At 61.8% G+C, this 20,363-nt stretch carries 18 protein-coding genes; 9 read left to right on the top strand and 9 right to left on the bottom strand.

The genetic code is table 11. The features are described 5' to 3' along the window. The first annotated feature begins 1 nt into the window (after nucleotide 1). Genes NQ559_RS06920 through hslR form a run of 4 tightly spaced genes read left to right on the top strand, consistent with a single transcriptional unit; the run spans nucleotide 2 to nucleotide 5,664 of the window. Nucleotides 2–2,473 (top strand): alpha-L-rhamnosidase C-terminal domain-containing protein, encoded by a 2,472-nt coding sequence (locus NQ559_RS06920; RefSeq protein WP_018695534.1) that lies wholly within the window; start codon nucleotides 2–4, stop codon nucleotides 2,471–2,473. Nucleotides 2,474–2,491: 18 nt separating this feature from the next. Beyond that, a complete protein-coding gene (murD, locus tag NQ559_RS06915) occupies nucleotides 2,492–3,841 on the top strand; it encodes a UDP-N-acetylmuramoyl-L-alanine--D-glutamate ligase (protein ID WP_018695535.1) in 1,350 nt (449 codons plus the stop codon). A gap of 4 nt (nucleotides 3,842–3,845) precedes the next feature. Next, a complete protein-coding gene (locus NQ559_RS06910) occupies nucleotides 3,846–5,261 on the top strand; it encodes an FtsW/RodA/SpoVE family cell cycle protein (RefSeq protein ID WP_018695536.1) in 1,416 nt (471 codons plus the stop codon). A gap of 7 nt (nucleotides 5,262–5,268) precedes the next feature. Then, nucleotides 5,269–5,664, top strand: a complete 396-nt coding sequence (gene hslR, locus NQ559_RS06905; RefSeq protein ID WP_018695537.1) for an Hsp15 family ribosome-associated heat shock protein — start codon at nucleotides 5,269–5,271, stop codon at nucleotides 5,662–5,664. Between the two features lie 455 nt (nucleotides 5,665–6,119). Here hslR and pth read toward each other — a convergent pair whose 3' ends face one another. Together pth and NQ559_RS06895 are read right to left on the bottom strand one after the other, a co-directional pair. Beyond that, nucleotides 6,120–6,683, bottom strand: a complete 564-nt coding sequence (gene pth, locus NQ559_RS06900; protein WP_022332757.1) for an aminoacyl-tRNA hydrolase — start codon at nucleotides 6,681–6,683, stop codon at nucleotides 6,120–6,122. A gap of 10 nt (nucleotides 6,684–6,693) precedes the next feature. Beyond that, nucleotides 6,694–7,263: a 50S ribosomal protein L25/general stress protein Ctc gene (locus tag NQ559_RS06895; RefSeq protein WP_018695540.1), complete on the bottom strand. Its 570-nt coding sequence runs from the start codon at nucleotides 7,261–7,263 to the stop codon at nucleotides 6,694–6,696. 207 nt (nucleotides 7,264–7,470) lie between these two features. On the opposite strand from NQ559_RS06895, the gene NQ559_RS06890 reads away from it, so the two are divergent. Genes NQ559_RS06890 through NQ559_RS06880 form a run of 3 tightly spaced genes read left to right on the top strand, consistent with a single transcriptional unit; the run spans nucleotide 7,471 to nucleotide 10,026 of the window. Further along, nucleotides 7,471–8,031, top strand: coding sequence for an RNA polymerase sigma factor (locus NQ559_RS06890; RefSeq protein ID WP_018695541.1), 561 nt, complete (start codon nucleotides 7,471–7,473; stop codon nucleotides 8,029–8,031). After that, on the top strand, nucleotides 8,028–8,354 hold the full coding sequence (locus NQ559_RS06885; protein WP_018695542.1) for a hypothetical protein: 327 nt from the start codon (nucleotides 8,028–8,030) through the stop codon (nucleotides 8,352–8,354). Before NQ559_RS06890 ends, NQ559_RS06885 begins: the two co-directional genes overlap by 4 nt. Before the next feature lie 13 nt (nucleotides 8,355–8,367). Then, nucleotides 8,368–10,026 (top strand): GIN domain-containing protein, encoded by a 1,659-nt coding sequence (locus NQ559_RS06880; protein WP_018695543.1) that lies wholly within the window; start codon nucleotides 8,368–8,370, stop codon nucleotides 10,024–10,026. Between the two features lie 84 nt (nucleotides 10,027–10,110). Here NQ559_RS06880 and galE read toward each other — a convergent pair whose 3' ends face one another. Then, the gene (galE, locus tag NQ559_RS06875; protein WP_026318305.1) at nucleotides 10,111–11,139 is read right to left on the bottom strand and encodes a UDP-glucose 4-epimerase GalE; all 1,029 of its coding nucleotides are present in this window, start codon (nucleotides 11,137–11,139) and stop codon (nucleotides 10,111–10,113) included. Between the two features lie 340 nt (nucleotides 11,140–11,479). Between galE and kbl the strand changes: the two genes are divergently transcribed. Together kbl and NQ559_RS06865 are read left to right on the top strand one after the other, a co-directional pair. Then, nucleotides 11,480–12,667, top strand: coding sequence for a glycine C-acetyltransferase (kbl, locus tag NQ559_RS06870; protein WP_018695545.1), 1,188 nt, complete (start codon nucleotides 11,480–11,482; stop codon nucleotides 12,665–12,667). A gap of 11 nt (nucleotides 12,668–12,678) precedes the next feature. Beyond that, nucleotides 12,679–13,152 (top strand): Lrp/AsnC family transcriptional regulator, encoded by a 474-nt coding sequence (locus tag NQ559_RS06865; protein ID WP_018695546.1) that lies wholly within the window; start codon nucleotides 12,679–12,681, stop codon nucleotides 13,150–13,152. A gap of 178 nt (nucleotides 13,153–13,330) precedes the next feature. Here NQ559_RS06865 and NQ559_RS06860 read toward each other — a convergent pair whose 3' ends face one another. The 6 genes from NQ559_RS06860 to NQ559_RS06835 form a co-directional block, all read right to left on the bottom strand. Beyond that, nucleotides 13,331–13,618: a hypothetical protein gene (locus tag NQ559_RS06860; protein ID WP_032134787.1), complete on the bottom strand. Its 288-nt coding sequence runs from the start codon at nucleotides 13,616–13,618 to the stop codon at nucleotides 13,331–13,333. A gap of 218 nt (nucleotides 13,619–13,836) precedes the next feature. Further along, a complete protein-coding gene (locus NQ559_RS06855; protein ID WP_018695548.1) occupies nucleotides 13,837–15,189 on the bottom strand; it encodes a sigma-54-dependent transcriptional regulator in 1,353 nt (450 codons plus the stop codon). Between the two features lie 2 nt (nucleotides 15,190–15,191). Then, nucleotides 15,192–17,681 carry an ATP-binding protein gene (locus tag NQ559_RS06850; protein ID WP_026318306.1) on the bottom strand — a complete coding sequence of 830 codons (2,490 nt, stop codon included), beginning with the start codon at nucleotides 17,679–17,681 and terminating at the stop codon, nucleotides 15,192–15,194. Nucleotides 17,682–17,909: 228 nt separating this feature from the next. Next, nucleotides 17,910–19,229, bottom strand: coding sequence for an ABC transporter permease (locus tag NQ559_RS06845; RefSeq protein ID WP_018695550.1), 1,320 nt, complete (start codon nucleotides 19,227–19,229; stop codon nucleotides 17,910–17,912). A gap of 4 nt (nucleotides 19,230–19,233) precedes the next feature. Next, the gene (locus NQ559_RS06840) at nucleotides 19,234–19,404 is read right to left on the bottom strand and encodes a hypothetical protein (RefSeq protein WP_018695551.1); all 171 of its coding nucleotides are present in this window, start codon (nucleotides 19,402–19,404) and stop codon (nucleotides 19,234–19,236) included. Nucleotides 19,405–19,410: 6 nt separating this feature from the next. Further along, nucleotides 19,411–20,331 (bottom strand): ABC transporter ATP-binding protein, encoded by a 921-nt coding sequence (locus NQ559_RS06835; RefSeq protein WP_018695552.1) that lies wholly within the window; start codon nucleotides 20,329–20,331, stop codon nucleotides 19,411–19,413. Nucleotides 20,332–20,363 lie beyond the last annotated feature (32 nt).

Here is a 20,363-nt window from a genome sequence, read left to right as displayed (position 1 = left end):
CATGTATACCCCGACCCGCCTTACCGCCATCGCCTTGCTCCTCGCAACGTCGCTCCAGGCCCAGCCGCCGCAGCGGATGGTACGCTCGCAGATCCCGGAACCCTACCCCGTGCTTACGGCCACGCCGTCGGGAGAGGCCGTACCCGAATCGCCCGACCCGCTGGTGCGCTACCGCTGGACGAAAGTATCGCCGGACGACGGGCTGGAGATATACACGGTCTACCCCAGGCAGGCGACGGCCTCGAACCCCGAAGCCGCCGACCTCGGAGACCCGCGCCGGATCACCGTCAGCGACGTATGCGACCTGATGTTCGACTTCGGCCAGGTGAACGCCGGATGGCTCGAATTCGACTGCGACACCCCCGACGTCGCGTTCGAGGCCAGCATCAGCGAGTTCAACGAACCGGCCGTGTTCAACGCCGGCTCGGAGCACCCGGTGAAAACCGCCGTCCCCGCTCGCTACGGCAACAGCTTCCGGCTGGAGCTGAACAGGGAGCTCTACGAAGGCGTCCGCTTCGGGTGGATACACGTTCGCAGCCTCCGGAAGCCCGCCGTCATCCGCAACGTACGGCTTGTCTGCCAGACCAAACCGGTCAACTACGAAGGGTGGTTCGATTGCAACGACCCGCAGCTGACGCGCATCTGGTACACGGGAGCCTACACCGTGCGGCTGAACCTGCTGAAAGACTATTTCGGGGCGATCCTCATGGAGCGCAGCGACCGCCATTCATGGACGGGCGACGCCTATACGGCGCAGGCCGCGACGCTGGCCGCCTTCGGCAACTTCCCGTTCATCCGCAAGAACCTGCTCTACACCTCGACGCAGGACAACGGCATCGCCAGTTACTCGCTCTATTGGGTGCTGAGCCTGCTGGATTACTACAACTATACGGGCGATGCGGAGACGCTCGCCCTGCTGACCGAAAACGCCTGCCGGAAACTCGACGCCGCCTACGACCACTACGACACGCTGCCCCGGCTCTGGTTCTACGGCTGGGACGAGCGGCTCGGGGCGGGTTTCGAAGCCCCCGATTTCCGGGAGCCGCAGACCGCCTACCGTATGCTGGCCATCGGTACCTGGCGGCAGTTCGCCGCTGCCATGCGCCAGGCCGGCAACCGGGAACTGGCCGGGAAATACGAGCGTTACGCCGACGAAAAGACCGAAGCCCTGCGCCGCGATCCCCGCTGGTACGAGGGGTTGGGGCTCTTCGCTGCCACGGATGCCGCCAACGCCGGGTTCGCCACGCCCGCCGAGCGCGAAGCCCTGCTGGCCCGGAATTTCTCCGACCGCCTGCAGCGGGTCTCATACTCGCCCTTCAACCAGTATTTCGTATTGCAGGCATTGGCGTCCCTGGGAGCTTACGACCGTGCGCTGCACACCGTCGACGATTGCTGGGGCGGACAATTGCGCTATGGCGCCACCACCTTCTTCGAGGTGTTCCGCCCCTCGTGGAACGACTGCAAACTTTCCGACAACGACGCCCCGGTCAACAACCAGTGCGGCTACACCAGCCTGACCCACCCGTGGAGCGCCGGTGTCACCAAGTGGCTGAGCGAGGAGGTGCTGGGCATAAAACCCCAGCTCCCGGGCTTCGTCCGCTTCGCCGTGAAACCCCGCCTCGCCGGATCGCTCACCCGCGTGGAGGGCGGAGTCCTGACGCCGCGCGGCATTGCCCGGGCATCGCTCGACATGACCGCGCGCCGCGGTTCGCTCACCGTGCCCGAAGGTTCGGAGGCCGAATTCTGCATCCCCGCGGACGGGCTTCGCATCGGCACCATATACCTCGACGGCAAGCCCTGTGCCGCCGACCGTACGGACGACGGCTACTACCGTATTTCGGGGATCGGCGCGGGGCGCCACGCCATCCGGTTCGATGCCGAAGGCGAATTCCGCCCCCTGCAAACGCAGGAGGAGATCGCCTACCGCATCCCTGCTGAAAAATTCAGCGAGGACACCGCGACGCAGGGCGACTGGCAGGATAAATACGGCTCGCAGGGCTACGTGCTCTTCAGCTACGATACGGCGGGCGCACACCGCGTAAAACAACCCGACCGCATCCGCAGCATCGTCTACGCGAACTACGACCGCATGGGCCACGTACACTATGCCGATGCGGCAGGCGACCCCCGTGCGCTCCGATCCGACCGCCGGGGCGACGGCTCCCGCAGCCTGGGCGCCATCGTCACGCGCGACCCGGTCGCCTGCTGGCAGGTGATGACCGTCGACCTCGACGCCCGGGACACGCAGCCCTACCGCATTTCGCTCTATTTCGCGGACTACGAACGGGCGGGGCGCCGCAGCGCCTTCGAGGTTTTCGACCTTCGAACCAAAGAACTGCTCGCACCGGTATACATGGTACGTGACTACGGTGAAGGCAAATACGTCACGTTCGAAGCCTCGGGTTCCGTGCGCATCCGCATCTGCCAGGTGCGCGGCCCCAATGCGGCCTGTTCGGGAATATTCTTCGACTGAAACGATAAAACATAAAAGATGAAACGCATCGCAGTCCTGGGCGGAGGCATCAGCGGTTACGGCTCCGCGATCCTCGCCAAAAAGAAAGGGTTCGACGTATTCCTCTCCGATATGGGGAAGATCGCCGACCGCTACAAAGCCAAGCTCGACGAGTGGCAGGTTCCCTACGAGGAAGGCGGCCACACCGAGGAACGCATCCTCGCGGCACACGAGGTCATCAAGTCGCCGGGCATCCCCGAAACGGCCCCCATGGTGCGGAAAATCCGTGCGGCAGGCATTCCCGTCATTTCGGAAATGGAGTTCGCAGGCCGTTACCTGGGCCGGTCGAAGTGCATCTGCATCACCGGCTCGAACGGCAAGACCACTACCACGTCGCTCGTCTACAAGATCATGCGCGACGCCGGGATGAACGCCGCCCTGGGCGGCAACATCGGCGAGAGTTTCGCCTACTCCGTGGCCACGGGCGACTACGACTGGTACGTGCTGGAATTAAGCTCGTTCCAGCTCGACGGCATGTTCAGGTTCCGCGCCCACATCGGCGTGCTGATGAACATCACACCCGACCACCTCGACCGCTACGGACACTGTTTCCAAAACTACGTCGATTCGAAGATGCGCATCACGCAGAACCAGAACTCGCGCGATTATTTCGTCTATTCGGGCGACGACGAGGTGATCTGGCAGCAGCTTCCCAGGTACGACCTGCGCATGAAGCAACTTCCCTTCGCCGCAAAGAATGCCGTGGCGAGCGGTGCCGGCGACGCCTTCCTCTGCGACGGCAAATTCACGGCGGCCGTCGGGAAGGCCTCGGTCGAGATCGACACGGCCAAGATGCAGCTCAAAGGGCTGCACAATGCCTATAACGCCATGGCTGCGGCTCTTGCGACCCTTGCGGCAGGCGTCGCGCCGGCCTCGATCCGCCGCTCGATCTACGGCTTCGCCCCCGTCTGCCACCGCCTCGAACCCGTCCGGGAAAGCGGCGGCGTACTGTGGATCAACGATTCCAAGGCCACCAATGTCGACTCGGTATACTATGCGCTCGAAAGCATGACGCGCCCCGTGGTATGGATCGCCGGGGGCACGGACAAAGGCAACGACTACGAACCGCTGAAGGCTTTCGCCCGTGCGAAGGTACATACGCTCGTCTGCATGGGCGCGGACAACACCAAGCTGATCGAAGAGTTCACGGGTGTGGTGCCCGAAGTGGTCTCCACCGGCTCGCTCGACGCCGCGATGGAGGCCGCCAAAGCCGCCGCACAGCCCGGCGACGCGGTGCTGCTCTCGCCCGCCTGCGCGAGTTTCGACCTCTTCAAAAACTACGAAAACCGCGGCGAGCTGTTCAAGGCGTGGGTAAACGAAAAGGCATAGCACGATGAAGCTCGGCGAACGGAAATACACGCAGGACGAAGGGCCGGCGCAGGAGCCCTGGACGGAAGCGCCCGGGAAATCCCCCCGCGCAGCGGACGGGAAGACCGGGGCGCAGGACGCGCCCCGACGCCGCGGCGTGCGCGGCACCGATGCCGGGGAGAGCGCCTGCGAAACCCCCGAAGCCCCCGAAAAACACAAGTTCCGGCTCTTTACCGGCGACCGCGTCCTGTGGATCATCGTCGCGGCGCTGGCGGTGATTTCCGTGCTGGTGGTCTACTCGTCGACGGCCAAGATGGCCTACGACGCCCACACGGCGCGTACCACGGCCCATTTCCTGCGCCAGCAACTCATCATCCTCGTCGTCAGCCTCATCATCATGGTCGCCGTGCAGAAGATCAACTGCCGGATTTACAACCTGTTCTCCCGCCCCGTCTATTTCCTTTCGGTAGCACTCACCGTCGCCGTCTATTTCATCGGCGCCACGACCAACGGCGCCGCCCGCTGGATACCCCTCGGGCCGTTCCAGTTCCAGCCCTCCGAGGCGCTGAAGGTCGCCACGGTACTGTTCCTGGCCCGGCAACTGGCCGGACGGCAGTCGAAGATCGACAAAATACGCATCGTCCCGTCGCTCAAATTCTGGACGTGGCGTTCGTCGCGCGAACAGCGCCGCATCTGGCGCGAGGGGACATGGCCGATCCTGATGCCCGTCGTGGTCTCGTGCGCGGTGATCTTCCCGGCCCACACCTCCTCGGCCGTACTGGTTTTCATGGCCTCGTGGGTCATGATGCTCATCGGGCGCGTCCGGCTGGGCGAACTGGTGAAACTCATCGGGCTGGCCTGCATCGGCATCGTCTTCATCATGACGCTCAACTTGGGGCGCAGCGAGACAGCCGAAGGGCGCGTCTCGACATGGATCCATCTCTGGACACGCTCGCAGACCGAAAAACCGATCGAGCACCTCACCGACACCGAGCGGTCGATGATCGCCATTCACAACGGCGGGGTCTTCGGCGAAGGCGCCGGACAGAGCGCCATGCGCGTCGAGATGATCCATCCCGAAAGCGACTATGCCTACGCCTTCTTCGTCGAGGAATACGGCATCGTACTGGCACTGGCCTTGCTGATGCTCTACCTGTGGATATTCTTCCGGGGCATCGAGATATTCCGCCGCTGCGGGACGGCATTCCCGGGGCTGCTGGTACTGGGGCTCGCCCTGCTGATAACCTGCCAGGCGCTGCTGCATATCATGGTGACCGTCAACCTGATCCCCGAAACGGGACAGACGCTGCCGCTGATCTCGCGCGGCGGTTCGTCGACCATCTTCACCACCATCGCGCTGGGCATGATCCTCAGCGTCAGCCGCCAAAACGACGAACAGTCGCACGATACGCCCCGCAGCGAATCCATTTACGAAAAATAACACGGTCATGGACGACATAAGACTCGACAAATACCTTTGGGCGGTGCGGGTGTTCAAGACCCGCAGCGACGCCGCGGATGCCATCCGCAACAACAAAGTCACGGTAAACGGCTCCGCCGCCAAACCCTCGCGCGAAGTGAAGGTCGGCGACGTGATCGCCGTGCGCAAGATGCAGGTGACCTACTCCTACCGGGTGCTCGACCTCGTGTCGAGCCGCCAGCCGGCCAAGAATGTCCCCCTGTACTGCCTCAACATCACCCCGCAGGAGGAGCTGGACAAGCTCAGCATCCCGCGCGAAACGATCTTCGTCTTCCGCGACCGCGGTACGGGGCGCCCGACCAAAAAGGAGCGCCGCGAACTGGACGGGCTGATGGACGGAATCTACTACGACGGGGACGAGTAGGCCAGTATGTCCGGTGTCTCCCCTACGAACTCCTGACCTTCGCTTCGTCGTCCGTAGCCGCCGCCCTGGGCGCCCTGCTGCTGGGGCTCCGCATCCCGGGCGGGCAGGCGCTCGGCACCCTGCGCACGGCAAGGGGCTATCTAGCGCTGTCCTGTTTCATCTGGGCTGCGGCAGGTTTCGCCGGCACGTTCCTGCATCCGGACGTCGGGGATAAGCCCTGACCGTCCGCCAGACCGATGCTTATTACGACGAGGAACAGGAGGCTCGAAGTCGTCCGGTCGGAATTTGCGCGCATCCGCGGCACCCATAATCTGCGGCGTGGTTTTCTATGGCAGGATCGGCAAACAGTTGAAAATCCCCACGGGATAAAACGCCAAAACGGACGGATCATCATGCAAGCACGATATCCGTCCGTTTTTTATTTCGAGCCCATCGGCTCTTTTTCAACCGTTTATTTACTTCTTGTTGAAGAAATTCATCGTCCGTTCCAACCCGATCGTCGTGAACGAAAGGATCGCGTCGCCGAACACCTTGAGCCGCTCGGGCAGCGCCTTGCGCTCCTCGTCCGACCACTCCCCCAGCACATAGTCGACCTGGTGGCCCCTGGGGAAATCCCCGCCCACGCCGAAGCGCATCCGGGCGTAGTCCTCCGTTCCCAGCAGCTCGGCGATATTCTTCAGCCCGTTGTGCCCCCCGGCACTCCCCCGGGGACGCATACGCAGCGTGCCGAACGGCAGCGCAATGTCGTCCGAAACCACCAGCAGGTTTTCCGGGGCGATCTTCTCGGCCTCCATCCAGTAACGGACGGCTTTGCCCGAAAGGTTCATGTAGGTCGAGGGTTTCAGCAGGATCAGCGTACGCCCCTTATGCTTCAACTCGGCCACATCGCCGTAACGCGCCGTCGTAAAAACAGCGTTGGACGCCTCGGCGAGGGCGTCCAACACTTTGAATCCGATGTTGTGCCGGGTTCCGGCATATTCGGCGCCGATATTTCCCAACCCAACAATAAGGTATTTCATACGCTACCGATTAGGCTTGTGCCGCCGCACCGCGCGATGCACGGGTTACGCGCACTGCGCAGACGGCCGTCGAAGCCGGAGTGACGAATTTCAGGTTCTCGAATGCAAGGTCGCCTACGAAGATGGTCTTGCCGACACCCAGTTCGGTTACGTCCACGACCAGTTCGTCGGGCAGGTTCTCGACCAGCGCGCTCACGACGAGCTTACGGGCCGACAGCGTCAACTTACCGCCGACCTTCACACCTTCGGCGTTACCCGTCAGGCGTACCGGAATGGCGATGGATACGGGTTTACCCTCGGCAATGCGGTAGAAATCGAGGTGGAGGATCTGCTCGCGGATGGGGTGGAACTGCGCCTCACGCAGCACGGCTTGTTCTTTCTTGCCGTCGAAATCGAACTCGACGATGTAAGAGTTGGGGGTGTAGATCAGGGCCTTGATCTCGCGGGGGTCTACCGAGAAAGAAACCGACTCGCCGTTGCCCGACAGTACGCAGGGTACCATGCCCTCGCGGCGTACGGCCTTGGCCGCTTTCTTGCCGTACTCATCACGCTTAACGGCCTTTACAGAGATAGTTTTCATAATACGTTTGTTTTTTAATGTGTTACCACCGGCGGTTCTCAGCCCGGCCACGCAAGCCGCGCCCCAATTCCGCCTGTTTCGGATCGCAAAGATAAGGTAAAATATTAAGAATCAAAAATCAACCGTAAAAAATTCGTTTCCGGGCAAAAAAATTTCGGTTTGGGATTTAACTTTTGCAACTTTAACGCGTCTTACAGACAAACCCTCATGGAAGAGACCCGCGACATACCCGCAGAAGAACTCTCGGCGCTACGCAATCCCGCCACCCGGCGCGGGGCGTTCGACCGTCTGGTCGGGGCATACCTGCGGCCGCTTTACTGGCACGCACGACGGCTGGTCGTCGTCCACGAGGATGCCGAGGATGTGGTACAGGAAACCTTTATCCGCGCCTACGACAAGATCGGCACCTTCCGGGGCGGAGCCGGGGAACTGGGGGCATGGCTCTACCGCATCGCCACGAACACCGCACTGACGATGCTGCGGCGGCGCAGGCCGGGGCTCTTCTCCTCGCTCGACGACGTAAGCCGCATCCTGGCAAGCCGCGTGGCGGAGGAGTGCGGCGAGGATGCCGACCGGACGCTGGTACGTTTCCAGCAGGCGATCCTGGAGTTGCCGCTCAAGCAACGGCTGGTCTTCAACCTCCGCTACTACGACCGGATGCCCTACGGACAGATCGCCCGCGTGCTGGGGCAGCGCGAAGAGACGCTCAAGGTCAATTACCACCATGCGGTACAGAAACTGAAAGAGAAACTAACACGGGAACTATGAACCACGAATTCGGAAATATCGGCAGGCGGCTGCCTTACGACCTGCCTGAGCATCGCCTCGAAGCGTTGCACGAACGCATCCTGCGCAATACGGCGGCACGGCCCGCACCCGCTGCCCGCACCCGCCGGCTTTACCTGGCGGCAGGGGTGAGTGTCGCGGCAGCCCTCCTGGCAACGGGCATCCTCGTCTCCGGACACCTCAGCCACCGCGCCGAGGCCCCGCTGCCGGACATCGAGCAGATGCTCGCCACGACCCCGACCGAAACCCTGCAACAGGCTGCGGCGGAGAACTACGACGACATACTCTACAACCAGCAACTTTAAAATTCCATGCGCTATGAAACAACTCCTCACTTTTCTTTGCGCGCTCCTCTTCGCCCTCGCAGGCAAGGCCGCGCCCGCCGGTGACGAACTGAAACAGCTTCTGGCCGAAGCCCGGGCTATCGTCAACACGGCCGGCAACGCGGCCGACCGGGAGGTCTCCCGGGCCTTGTCCGAAGCGCGCCGCGCCGTAAACGCCACCGACCGCCAGATCGACCGTGCCATGGCCGAGGCCCGCAGGGTCGTCGGCGCCTCCGACCGCGAGATCGACCGCGCCATTGCCGAAGCGCGCGCCGCCATCGACGCCGCCGAAACGGCCGCCGTCGCCAACCAGTCGATCGAAGAGCTGAACAAGGCCGCCCGCGAGCAGGTCGTGCGCGAACTGGGGCTTACCTCGCGCCAGCGCAAGGAGTTCGAACCGCTCTACAAAGCCTACCGCGAGGCGCTCGACAAGGCCGTCAATACCCCGGATGCGGGAACGGACGAGGCCGCTCAACGGCAGGGACTCAAAACCAAGCTCTCGAACATCGCCGCCACGGCGCAGGTCAAACGCGACTACGTGGACAAATTCGCCGCTGTGCTCACCGCCGAGCAGATCCGCCGCCTCTACAACACGGAGGGCGAAATCGGCACCAACATCAAACGTGCCGCCGTCGACCGCCGCCGCAACCAGAACACGCGGCTGAAAGGCAGCGGGCGCATGGTGACGCAGGACTGGGGCAAGGCGGGCGACTACACGGGCATTTCGGCCGCGGCGTTCTTCGACGTCACGGTCAGCCCCACGGCCCGAACCATCAGCGTGACGGCCGACGACAATGTGATCGACTACCTGGTGCTCGAGCGCGACGGCGGGACGCTGAAATTCCGCGTCAACGCCAACAATACGGAGAACATTTCGGTTTCGGTCGTCGTTCCCGCATCGGCCGCCCTGCGCCAGATATCGGCCGGCTCCTACGGCAAGGTGACCTGCAAGCTGCCGCTGAAAGGGCCCTCGGTCGCAGTTTCCGTTTCGAGCTACGGATCGGTCATCGCCGACATCGACACCCCGGGTACCGCCCAGCTCAACGTGTCGAGCTACGGCAAATTCTCGGGCTCGGTACGCTGCAACGACTGCGAGCTGCGGGTTTCGAGCTACGGGTCGGCACAGGCGCCCGTCGACTGCCGCAACAACTGCCAAGTCACGGTCGGGAGCTACGCCAAGTTCTCGAACGACATCAAAGCTTCCGTCCTGACGCTCAAGATCAGCAGCGGCGCCAGTGTCAGCAGTACGCTGATCTCGGATGCACTGACGCTGAGCGTCGACAGCTACGCCAAATTCTCCGGCGCGGTGACGGTGAACAGCCGGCAGGCGAAACTGACCGTCAGCAGTGGCGGCTCGTTCAGCGGCACGTTCAGCGGGAATTCGCTCGAGGCGGAAGTCGGCAGTTACGGCAAGATCAACCTGAAAGGGTCGGCACAGGTCGCCAGCGCCGCGGTCAGGGTATCGTCCGGAGCCGTGTTCAGCGCCCCCGAGCTGCGGGTCGCCGATTACGACCTGACCGTATCGAACTATGCCAAGGCCGACGTGTGGTGTTCGGGCACCCTGCGGATAAACGCTTCGACAGCCGCCCGGATAACGTACGACGGCCCTTGCAGGGTCGAATCGCTCACCGACAACATACGGCGCAGAAAGTAAATACAAACACCATAAGCGTATTTACAGGAAAGGGACGGAATCCGGTGGGGATCCGTCCCTTTCGGGTTTGGGCAGTGCATTGCGCTATTCGATGCCGCGGATATGCTTCTCCCATTTCCAGGCTGCCGCGAGCGTCTCGTCGAGCGAGCGCTCGGCCCGCCAGCCCAGTTCGTTGTTGGCATACGACGGATCGGCCCAGATGGCCACGATGTCGCCCGCACGGCGGCCGACGATCTTATAGTTGAGTTTGAGGCGGTTGACCTGCTCGAACCGGTGCACCAGCTCCAGCACCGAAACCCCGCGTCCCGTGCCGATGTTGAATACCTCGTACCGGGCCTTGTTCCTGTCCTCGATCATGCGCCGGATCGCCGCCACATGCGCCTTCGCCAGATCTACCACGTCGATATAGTCGCGGATGTTCGAGCCGTCGGGCGTCGGGTAGTCGTCCCCGAACACCGACAGGCATTCGCGGATGCCTGCGGCAGTCTGCGTGATGTAAGGCACCAGGTTCTGCGGCACGCCGCGCGGCAGCTCGCCGATCAGCGCCGACGGGTGCGCCCCGATCGGGTTGAAATAACGCAGCGCGATACCTTTCAGCCCCTCGTAGGCGGCCAGCGAGTCGCGCAGGATATCCTCGCACATCTGCTTGGTGTTGCCGTAGGGCGACGTGGCGGGCTTGCGGGGCGTCTGCTCCGTGACGGGCAGCACGTCGGCCTCGCCGTAGACGGTGCATGACGACGAGAAGACGATGTTCTGCCGCCCGTACTCGCGCATCAGGCCGATGACGTTCATGAACGACATGAGGTTGTTGCGGTAATATTCCAACGGTTTGCTCACCGATTCGCCCACGGCCTTCGACGCCGCGAAATGGATTACCGAATCGAAGTCGTATTTTTCGAACACCCGGGCAAAGGCGTCGCGGTCGCAGCAGTCGGCCTTTTCGAACGGGACGTCGACGCCCGTGATCCTGCGCACGCCCTCGACTGCATCCATGTCGCTGTTCGAGAGATTGTCGACGATCACCACGTCGTACCCCGCACCGATCAATTCCACGGCGGTGTGCGAACCGATATAACCGGCGCCGCCGCTGACCAAAACACACGATTTTTTCATAAGTTGACGGTTTTTATTCGAACTACAAATATATCAAAAAAATACGCTCGTCCGCCAATTAGCCCCGAAAACCTCGGCCGCCGCCGGAAAATCCTTTCCCGGAGGGCTTCCGGCCTGCCCTGCGGCTGCGGCCGGAACATGCGGCGGGACGCCGTACCCGGGGATCGCCCGACGGCCTGCCAGGAGCGGGGGAAAGTCCGTCCCGGCCACGGAAGCTAACAAATTGTAACCCCGACATGGAAAAAAGCGGGAGGACGGTGGCTGTTTTCGAAAATTAATCGTATATTTGCTAACAGATTGACACCTCACACACCGGAAATTCATCAAAACATTAACGGATATGTACGGAAAAATCAAAGAACATCTGCAGCAAGAACTTGCTGAAATCAAGGCTGCAGGGCTCTACAAGAGCGAACGGGTCATTACTTCGCCGCAACGTGCGGAGATCGAAGTTGCAGGTCGTAAGGTGCTAAACTTCTGCGCCAACAATTACCTCGGGCTTTCGGACAACCCGCGCCTGATCGAGGCGGCGAAAAAAGCCATGGACAACCGCGGCTACGGCATGTCGTCGGTGCGCTTCATCTGCGGCTGCCAGGACATCCACAAGGAGCTCGAAAAGGCCGTTGCCGACTACTTCGGCACGGAGGACACGATTCTCTACGCCGCCTGTTTCGATGCCAACGGGGGTGTCTTCGAACCGCTCTTCGGCGAGCAGGACGCCATCATCTCAGACGCCCTGAACCACGCCTCGATCATCGACGGCGTGCGTCTCTGCAAAGCCGTACGTTACCGTTACGCCAATGCCGACATGGCCGACCTGGAGGAGTGCCTCAAGAAGGCGCAGGCACAGCGTTTCCGCATCATCTGCACCGACGGCGTGTTTTCGATGGACGGCAATGCCGCCCCGCTCGACGAAATCTGCACCCTGGCCGAGAAATACGACGCTCTGGTCATGGTCGACGAGTGCCACTCGGCAGGCGTGCTGGGTAAAACCGGCCGCGGCATCACCGAACTCTACGACCGGCGCGGCCAGGTCGACATCCTGACGGGCACGCTGGGCAAGGCCTTCGGCGGCGCCGTAGGCGGCTTCACCACCGGCCGCAGGGAGATCATCGACATGCTGCGCCAGCGTTCGCGCCCCTACCTCTTCTCCAACTCGCTGCCCCCCGCCGTCGTAGGTGCCGGGATCGAGATGTTCAGGATGCTCGCCGAGAGCAATGAACTGCACGACCGTCTGGTGACCAACGTCGAACATTTCCGCGAGGGGATGATGGCCGCAGGCTTCGACATCAAACCCTCCCAGTCGGCCATCTGCGCCGTGATGCTCTACGACGCCAAGCTGTCGCAGGACTTCGCCGCCAGGCTGCAGGACGAGGGCGTATTCGTCACGGGATTCTACTATCCCGTCGTGCCGAAAGGCCAGGCCCGCATCCGCGTGCAGGTGTCGGCAGGCCATACCACCGACCAGCTGGATCGTTGCATCGCAGCCTTCACCAAGGTCGGCAAAGAACTGAATGTCATCAAATAACCAATCCTCATATGCCTAAGACCTCATTAGACGCAATCGACCGCAAGATCCTCAAATACCTGATCAAGAATGCGCGCATGCCTTTTCTCGAGATCGCCCGCGAATGCGGCATCTCGGGCGCTGCGATCCACCAGCGCATCCGCAAGCTCGACGATTCGGGCGTGATCCTGGGCAGCCGCCTGATCGTAGACCCCAAGATGATGGGCTTCGACGTCTGCGCCCACATCAGCATCACGCTCAAAGACCCGCAGCTGCTCAAGCAGACCGTGGAGCAGCTCAAGGAAATCCCCGAAATCGTGGAGGCGCATTTCATCACCGGATCGGGCAACATCCTCGTGAAACTCTACTGCGTGGACAACGAACACCTCATGCGTACGATCTTCGACGGCATCCTGCGTATCCAGGGCGTCGCCTCGACCGAGACGCAGATCTCGCTGCAGGAGGCGTTCCAGCGCCAGGTGAACATCGACTTCATCGAGGAGTAGTCCGCACGACGCCCCTTTCGCAAAGGCGGAGGCCGGAAATCCCGGCTTCCGCCTTTGTGTCCGTACATGCCGGGGCACAGGCCGCTGTCCCCGGCCCCGGACGCACAAAGAAAGTACCCCGCCCATAAGGCGGGGTACCCCGGCAAACAATTGTTTAACTGATGATTATCCCGCAAGTTTACTTAGCGGAATCCGAAGCTTCCGATGCGGAGGAGGAGTTGCCCTCACTTGTGCTTGTACTCTCAACCTTATTCTCCTCCTTGGCTGATTCTCCGGCAGTCGAATCAGTCTTTTCCGCATCGCCGGACTCCGATTTCTCCTGTTCATCGGTAGCCGGGGACTCCGTTGCGGGAGCCGTAGCTTCGGTCGCCGCGGAGGCGTCCTTCTTCTCGGGCTGCTGTGCGCATGCGAATGCGCCCCCAGCCATCAGCATCAAAGCTGCCATCGTTACAATTGTCTTTTTCATAGCTCTTAATGATTTAAGGTTCCACTTCATTTCCTCAGGTTCGTAATTTGTCTCATCAACCTTTCCGACTTTCGAAAGTCCAAGGGGCGTGCCATCCGGACAAAAAACAAAAAATCCGCTGACAGACAGCGGTTAACAAGATGCGCCAGAACCGGCGGTATGTGGAAAAGTGTGGAATTGCGCCACAGGGATGTGGAAAAATTCCACACGCAGGCGCATCACTCGATCCCGTAGAGGTGCAATTTGTTGTAAAGGGTCTTGCGGTCGATGCCGAGCAGTTTGGCGGCCTGCGACTTGTTTCCCCCGGCCATGGACAGGGCGCGGCGTATCTGCTCCTCCTCGCCGGCCGGGTTGCGCAACGGCACCGCAGCCGCACCGGAAACCCCGGCGATTTCGGCCGGCAGTTCGCGGCAGGAGATATAATCGCCCCGGCAGAGCAGCGTCGCCGACATCACCGTGTTCTTCATCTGCCGCAGGTTTCCCGGCCAGTCATAACGCACCATGGCCGCAGCGGCTTCGCCGTCGAACCCGACGATATGCTTGTCCAGCTGGCGGTTGGCCTGGTCGAGGAAAAAATCGGCATACAGCATGATATCCTCGCGCATCTGCCTCACTTCGGGCATACGGAGCGTAAATTCGTTGATACGGTGGTAGAGGTCGGCACGGAACGTCCCGCGCGCGATCGCCGCTTCGAGGTCTTCGTTGGTCGCTGCGACCAGTCGGATGTCGACAGGGACTTCGCGGTTGCTGCCCACGGGACGAATACGGCGCTCCTGCAAGGCCCGCAACAGCTGCACCTGGGTTTCATAGGTAAGGTTCCCCACTTCATCCAGGAAGAGCGTGCCGCCGCTGGCCGCTTCGAAGGCACCCGTCTTATCGCCGACAGCCCCCGTGAACGACCCCTTGACATGGCCGAAAAACTCCGAAGCAGCCAGGTCGCGCGGTATGGCGCCGCAATCGACCGCCACGAACGGCTTTCCGGCGCGTTTGCTCTGGCGGTGGATCAGCTGCGCCACATGCTCCTTGCCCGTGCCGCTGGCACCGTTCACCAATACCGACATGTTCGTCGGCGCGACGAGCCGCACATATTCGTAGAGCTGCCGCGCAGCATCGCTCTGCCCCTCGATATAGTTGGGCATATCCCCGCCCGCAGCCCGGGAAGGCGCCGGCGCCTTTTCCGGCGTTGCCGGAGGGACATCGCCCACGGGCGCCGGGGCATCGAGCGCCTCGCGGATCTTTTTCAGCAATTCGTCGGGGTTGACGGGCTTGGCGACGTAGTCGCGGGCACCGAGTTTCATGCAGCGCACGGCGTTCTGGATCTCGGCATAACTCGTCATTACGATCACGGGCACTTCGATCCGCTGCCCCGACATCCACTGCAAAAGGGCGATTCCGTCCTCGTCAGGCAACCGCATATCGCTCAGCACGAGCGAGAACCCTCCTTCCGCAAGAGCCGTCCGGGCTGCCGCCGCACTGGCTGCAGTCTGTGTCCCGAACCCTTTTTTCGAGAGCCAGGTCTTGAGCATCAGGCCGAAGGTGATGTCGTCGTCTACGATCAGAATCCGTTCCATATTCACGACAAAGATACCTTTTTTTGCGCTTCCGCGATAATCGCACGGATATTTTCTGCCGCCGTGCGTACCTCCCGGCATAACGTGTCGGTCAGGGGGCCTTCCCAGCTTTCCGCCGTCCGCAGCGCCGCCGCCACCTGCACGGCCCCGAGCATCATGAAGATCGGCGCCATCTTGTGCGCCACGGCTTTCAGCGCCGCCGCATCGCCGTCATCGAGCGCCCGCTCCAGCAGGGCACAGTTGGCCGCGCCCTGCTCTGCGAACGATTCCAGAATTCCCCGTGCCGCCGCCGTGTCGTCACCCGCATAGGCCGTCAGGGCGCTGAAATCCACTCCGTCCGCCTGTTCCGCCCCGACCGCGGAAACCCCGCCCCCGGCGGGCGGCACCGCGGCATCCGCGCCGCATACGGTGTTCAGCACGGCAACCAGTTCATTCGCCGTAAACGGCTTGCGCAGGCATCCCGCGAACCCGCGTGCCGAGAAATCCCCGGCATCCATCTCCCCGCGCGCCGAAACGGCCACCACGGGAATTGCAGGGTCGACCCCGCGCACCGCGGCCAATACGCTGAACCCGTCGGCCGACGGCATCTGTATATCGGTAAAAACAGCGTCGAACACCCCTTCGGCCACCAGTTTGGCGGCATATTCGGGATACTGGCAGCACTCGGCAGCCACCCCGGCCTGGCGGCACATCCCGGCAGTCATCTCCAGTTGCAGCGGGTCGTCGTCGATCAGCAGCACCTTCAAGTCCGGACGGACGGACGTGCGGGCAGGCTGCGGCGGGCCGCCGGGTTTCTTCCCGCTGCTGCGGCCTACCGGCACCGAGACAATGAACTTGCTGCCCTCGCCCAGGCGGCTTTCGAGCGAGATGCTGCCGCCGAGCAGTTTTACCAGACGGTCGACGATCGAAAGCCCCAGACCGAACCCGTCGACGCCCTGCGCCGAACGCAGGCGTACGAACTCCTGGAAAATGCGTTCTTTCTCCTCGCGGCCGATGCCCCGCCCGGTGTCGCGCACGGAGAATACCAGCCGTCCTTCCACGACGTCGGCCCGGATCGTCACACTGCCCTCGTCCGTAAATTTCAGCGCATTGGATATCAGGTTATCGGCAACCTGGCGGATCCGGAAAGGATCGCCCATCACCTCGTCCCCGGCCCCCGGCCCGGCTTCGAGCACAAGGGCGATGCCCTTTGCATCGGCCATGGCCGCAAACCCCTCGCGGATCGTCTCGAACAGTTGTGCCGGGCAGAACGCCACGTTGTCGACGTCGACCTTGTTGATATCGAGCCGGTAGAAGTCCAGCAGGCTGTTGACCAGCGCCAGCAGGTGCTCCGACGACTCCTTCATATTGTGCAGGTAAAGTCCCTCGCGTTTGCCCGTGGTGAGGCGCGAAAGCAGGTCGATATACCCCATCACCGACCCCAGCGGCGCCTTGATGTCGTGCGTGATGGCCAGCATCAGCTTCTCACGCGCCGCCAGCAGCGCCTCGTTGTCGCGGTTGACCCGCTCGAGCGCCCTCCGGTAGCGGGTGCTGCGGTTGATATCACGCAGCAGGATACCCACGAACAGCAGCATCAGCACGACGGCGACGATGGCGATACCGCCCAGCACGTACGACGACCGGCGGCGGATAGCCTCCGTCTGGTCGATCTTGCCCAGCAGGAACGCCGTATCCTCGGCTTCGAAATCCATGATGAGGCGGTAGATCTTCGTATTCACCAGTTCGTTGCTGTAGCGGAGGCGCATCCCTTCGTCCCACGCCCGGTCGTAAATGCCGATGCGGTCGCTGGTCACCCGATCCTGCAACGTCCTGAGGACGATGGCGATCGTATCCTTCACGGCCGTCGCGGGGAGCGAATCGACGACCCGCTCACGGTGGGAGATCACGATGCTCGAATCCTCTTTGGGAGGACTGAACAGGTCGGCGAAACGGCGGAAGAAATTGCGCTTGCGCCGCGGCACCGCCACGGACAGCGTATCCTGCACCACCGTACGCACCGACACGCTGTCGCGCAGAACCCCCACGCTGTCCACACTGTCCGCCGGGCCGATCAGCTCGCGGATATTCTTGTCCAGCAGGCTGGCCGTAGCCGCCGAACGGATCGTCCGCCGCAGGTTCATCGTCCGCCGCTCCTTGTCGCCCAGCAGCCTCTCGATGCTGTCCAGACGCATCGTCTGCAGCGAATCCTGCTCCCCGGCCAGGTTGCGCAACGAGTCGATATAGCCGCGCACGGTGCGCAATTCACGTTTGTACCGCGCCTCGTAAGACTTGTATCCGGCGATCATCAGCTGGCCGTAACTCTCGGCCTGGTAGAGGTGGTAGAGGGTTTGTCCCACGACATTGCGCTTGGTGTGCAGCAGCGAATAACTGCCGTCGGAGGTCGAAAAACGCACCACCGCACGGTAAACATACCCGACTGAAAGGACGCATACGGCAATCAGGATGACATAGCCCGCGACGATCTTGGTTTTGACGAATTTCGACTCTTTCATACCCCCAAAGATAGTAAAAACCGGGAAAATCCCGGCACCCGCCGATTTCGCACCCGCACGCCCGGGCAGCACGAGCCGGCCGCCGGCCCATCCGCCGCGGGACGTCCCGCGCACAACACCGATCCCGGACAAGCCGATCCCGCACGGGGCGGACGGCCCGGCAGCACGAAAACAAACCGGGCCGCACGACAACGTACGGCCCGATTATTCCGCGTTTCGCGGTGCGGACTAATACTTATACCGCATCCACTTGTACAGCTCCTTGAACGTCGGCTTTTTGCCGTACATGAAGATACCCACGCGATAGATCTTCGCCGCAAACCACACCATCGCCGTAAACGAGGCGTAGAGGATCACCAGCGAGAGGATTATCTCCCACAGGGGGATGCCGTAAGGGATACGCGCCATCATCACCACGGGCGACGTGAAGGGGATCATCGAGAACCAGAAGGCCATCTGCGAGTTGGGGTCGTTCACGACCGATATCATCACCAGCAGGGCGAGGATGATCGGAATCGTGATCGGCGTCTGCAACTGCTGCGCATCCTGGATGCTGTCCACGGCCGAACCCACCGCGGCGAACATCGCCGAATAGAACAGGTAACCGCCGAAGACGAACAGCAGCAGGTAGGCGAAGATGCGGAGGATAAAGCCGAAGTCCGTAACGGCCGCTATCACCTGCAACATCTCCGGGTTCACGTCGATCGCAGCCGCTGCGCCGGGAACCCCCTGCTGCATGGCCTGCACGCCCTCCATCATTTCGGGCGGCATCATCTGCGCCACCGCAAGCGCCCCTACGACGCACAGCGCGCCCCAGATCAGCACCTGCACGACGGCAACCGACGCCACGCCGAGTATCTTGCCCAGCATCAGGTCGAAGGGCCTCACCGACGAAACCATCACCTCCAGCACACGGCTGTTCTTCTCCTCAATCACGGACTGCATGACCATCGAACCGTAGATCAGCAGGAACATGTAGAGGATCATGCCCAGCACGAAGCCCGTCCCCGTGGCTACCACTGACGATTTGGCGTGCGCCTCCTCTTCCTGCGACTCGTCGTTGCGGAAAGTCTGCATACCGACGCGGGTCTTCACCTCCTGAAGTATCTGCGACAGGTTTTCGATGTTGTACGATTTGAGTTTCTCGGCCTCTATGATATCCTCGATCTGCCCCGTGATGTTGCTTTCGACCGACAGCGACGACGACGAATTGGCATACAGTTTCACGTTGTTGGGGTTGGTGAGGATGTCCGAACCGATGTAGAGCACGCCGAACTTGTCGGTCAGCTCCTTACGCGCGGCCTCGGTCGAAAGGTCGGTGGGCTCGAATATCAGCTCCTTGCCGCTTTGCAGCCTGGGGGCTATCAGCCCGCTCTCGTCGATCACGGCGATATGTTTCTCGTCGCCGCCCGAATACTTCATGATGAGCATCGGGGCGAACATCAGGCCGACCATCAGCAGCGGCATCAGCAGCGTGGTGATGATGAAGGATTTTTTACGGACGCGCTCGTTGAATTCGCGTCCTATGATGATACCTACTTGTGACATGGTTTTACTTGTTTTTATGAGTTTTGTTCCCGAAGACATTGATCAGCTGCGCCGCGACGAGCAGCCCTACGCAGAGGTAGACCCACGGCGCAACCCGCTCCCCGGCACAGACGTCGTAAAAGAGGATGCCCAGTGCCGCGACGGCGAAGACGGAGCTGACGATCTTGCTGTTCATGGCCGGCTAAAGGTTCCCGCTGACGGCGCGGATGAATATGTCGTTCATCGACGGGATGATCTCCTGGAACGAGCGCAGCTCGACGGCGTCGTTCACGGCGGCGATCACTGCGCGCACCTCCTCGTCGCGCTCAACATGGAGTTTGAGCGTAGCGTATACCGACTTGTCCTGCGAACCTTCGAGTATCTCGCAGCGGCCTTCGACGGCACGGCGCAGCGCCGCCTCATCGCCCCGGTAGGCCACTTCGAAGATGTTTGCCCCGTGCCTGCGGCGTATGTCGTCGACACACCCCGAGAGGATGTTGCGCGACTTGTTGATCAGCGTGATGTGGTCGCAGATCTCCTCCACGGACGACATGTTGTGTGTCGAGAAGATGATCGTGGAGCCCTTGTCGCGCAGGGCGAGGATCTCCTCCTTCAGGAGGTTGGCATTGATCGGGTCGAAGCCCGAGAAAGGCTCGTCGAAGATCAGCAGTTCGGGTTCATGCAGCACCGTGACGATGAACTGCACCTTCTGGGCCATGCCCTTCGAGAGCTCCTCGATCTTCTTGTCCCACCAGTCCTGGATACCGAACTTCACGAACCACTGCTTGAGCCGCACGACGGCTTCGCGGCGCGAAAGCCCTTTCAGGCGTGCGAAGAAAACGGCCTGTTCGCCGACCTTCATCTTCTTGTAAAGGCCGCGTTCCTCGGGCAGGTAACCGATACGGTAAACATCCGCAGGCGTGATCTCGCGGTCACCGAACAACACGCGGCCGCTGTCGGGCGCCGTGATGCGGTTGATGATGCGGATCAGCGTCGTCTTGCCGGCCCCGTTGGGGCCGAGCAACCCGTAGACCGAACCTCGGGGGATTGCGAGCGATACGTCGTCGAGGGCCTTGTGCCCGGCGTATTGCTTGGTGACATGTTCTACTGTGAGTAAATCCATGGTCGCTGAGAGTTATTTTTAAGGTTTGTTCG

The sequence above is a fragment of the Alistipes onderdonkii genome (assembly GCF_025145285.1).
In the GTDB taxonomy this organism is placed as follows: Bacteria; Bacteroidota; Bacteroidia; order Bacteroidales; family Rikenellaceae; genus Alistipes; species Alistipes onderdonkii.
This window is presented reverse-complemented; position numbering and strand designations above follow the sequence as displayed.

Excerpts from the sequence above, each read along its gene's own strand:
- NQ559_RS06855 (WP_018695548.1), bottom strand. The coding sequence starts at position 15,189 with ATGGAACGGATTCTGATCGTAGACGACGACATCACCTTCGGCCTGATG.
- NQ559_RS06880 (WP_018695543.1), top strand. The coding sequence starts at position 8,368 with ATGAAACAACTCCTCACTTTTCTTTGCGCGCTCCTCTTCGCCCTCGCA.
- NQ559_RS06850 (WP_026318306.1), bottom strand. The coding sequence starts at position 17,681 with ATGAAAGAGTCGAAATTCGTCAAAACCAAGATCGTCGCGGGCTATGTC.
- NQ559_RS06885 (WP_018695542.1), top strand. The coding sequence starts at position 8,028 with ATGAACCACGAATTCGGAAATATCGGCAGGCGGCTGCCTTACGACCTG.
- NQ559_RS06920 (WP_018695534.1), top strand. The coding sequence starts at position 2 with ATGTATACCCCGACCCGCCTTACCGCCATCGCCTTGCTCCTCGCAACG.
- hslR (WP_018695537.1), top strand. The coding sequence starts at position 5,269 with ATGGACGACATAAGACTCGACAAATACCTTTGGGCGGTGCGGGTGTTC.
- NQ559_RS06835 (WP_018695552.1), bottom strand. The coding sequence starts at position 20,331 with ATGGATTTACTCACAGTAGAACATGTCACCAAGCAATACGCCGGGCAC.
- NQ559_RS06845 (WP_018695550.1), bottom strand. The coding sequence starts at position 19,229 with ATGTCACAAGTAGGTATCATCATAGGACGCGAATTCAACGAGCGCGTC.
- kbl (WP_018695545.1), top strand. The coding sequence starts at position 11,480 with ATGTACGGAAAAATCAAAGAACATCTGCAGCAAGAACTTGCTGAAATC.
- NQ559_RS06840 (WP_018695551.1), bottom strand. The coding sequence starts at position 19,404 with ATGAACAGCAAGATCGTCAGCTCCGTCTTCGCCGTCGCGGCACTGGGC.
- murD (WP_018695535.1), top strand. The coding sequence starts at position 2,492 with ATGAAACGCATCGCAGTCCTGGGCGGAGGCATCAGCGGTTACGGCTCC.
- pth (WP_022332757.1), bottom strand. The coding sequence starts at position 6,683 with ATGAAATACCTTATTGTTGGGTTGGGAAATATCGGCGCCGAATATGCC.
- NQ559_RS06865 (WP_018695546.1), top strand. The coding sequence starts at position 12,679 with ATGCCTAAGACCTCATTAGACGCAATCGACCGCAAGATCCTCAAATAC.
- NQ559_RS06890 (WP_018695541.1), top strand. The coding sequence starts at position 7,471 with ATGGAAGAGACCCGCGACATACCCGCAGAAGAACTCTCGGCGCTACGC.
- NQ559_RS06895 (WP_018695540.1), bottom strand. The coding sequence starts at position 7,263 with ATGAAAACTATCTCTGTAAAGGCCGTTAAGCGTGATGAGTACGGCAAG.
- NQ559_RS06910 (WP_018695536.1), top strand. The coding sequence starts at position 3,846 with ATGAAGCTCGGCGAACGGAAATACACGCAGGACGAAGGGCCGGCGCAG.
- galE (WP_026318305.1), bottom strand. The coding sequence starts at position 11,139 with ATGAAAAAATCGTGTGTTTTGGTCAGCGGCGGCGCCGGTTATATCGGT.
- NQ559_RS06860 (WP_032134787.1), bottom strand. The coding sequence starts at position 13,618 with ATGAAAAAGACAATTGTAACGATGGCAGCTTTGATGCTGATGGCTGGG.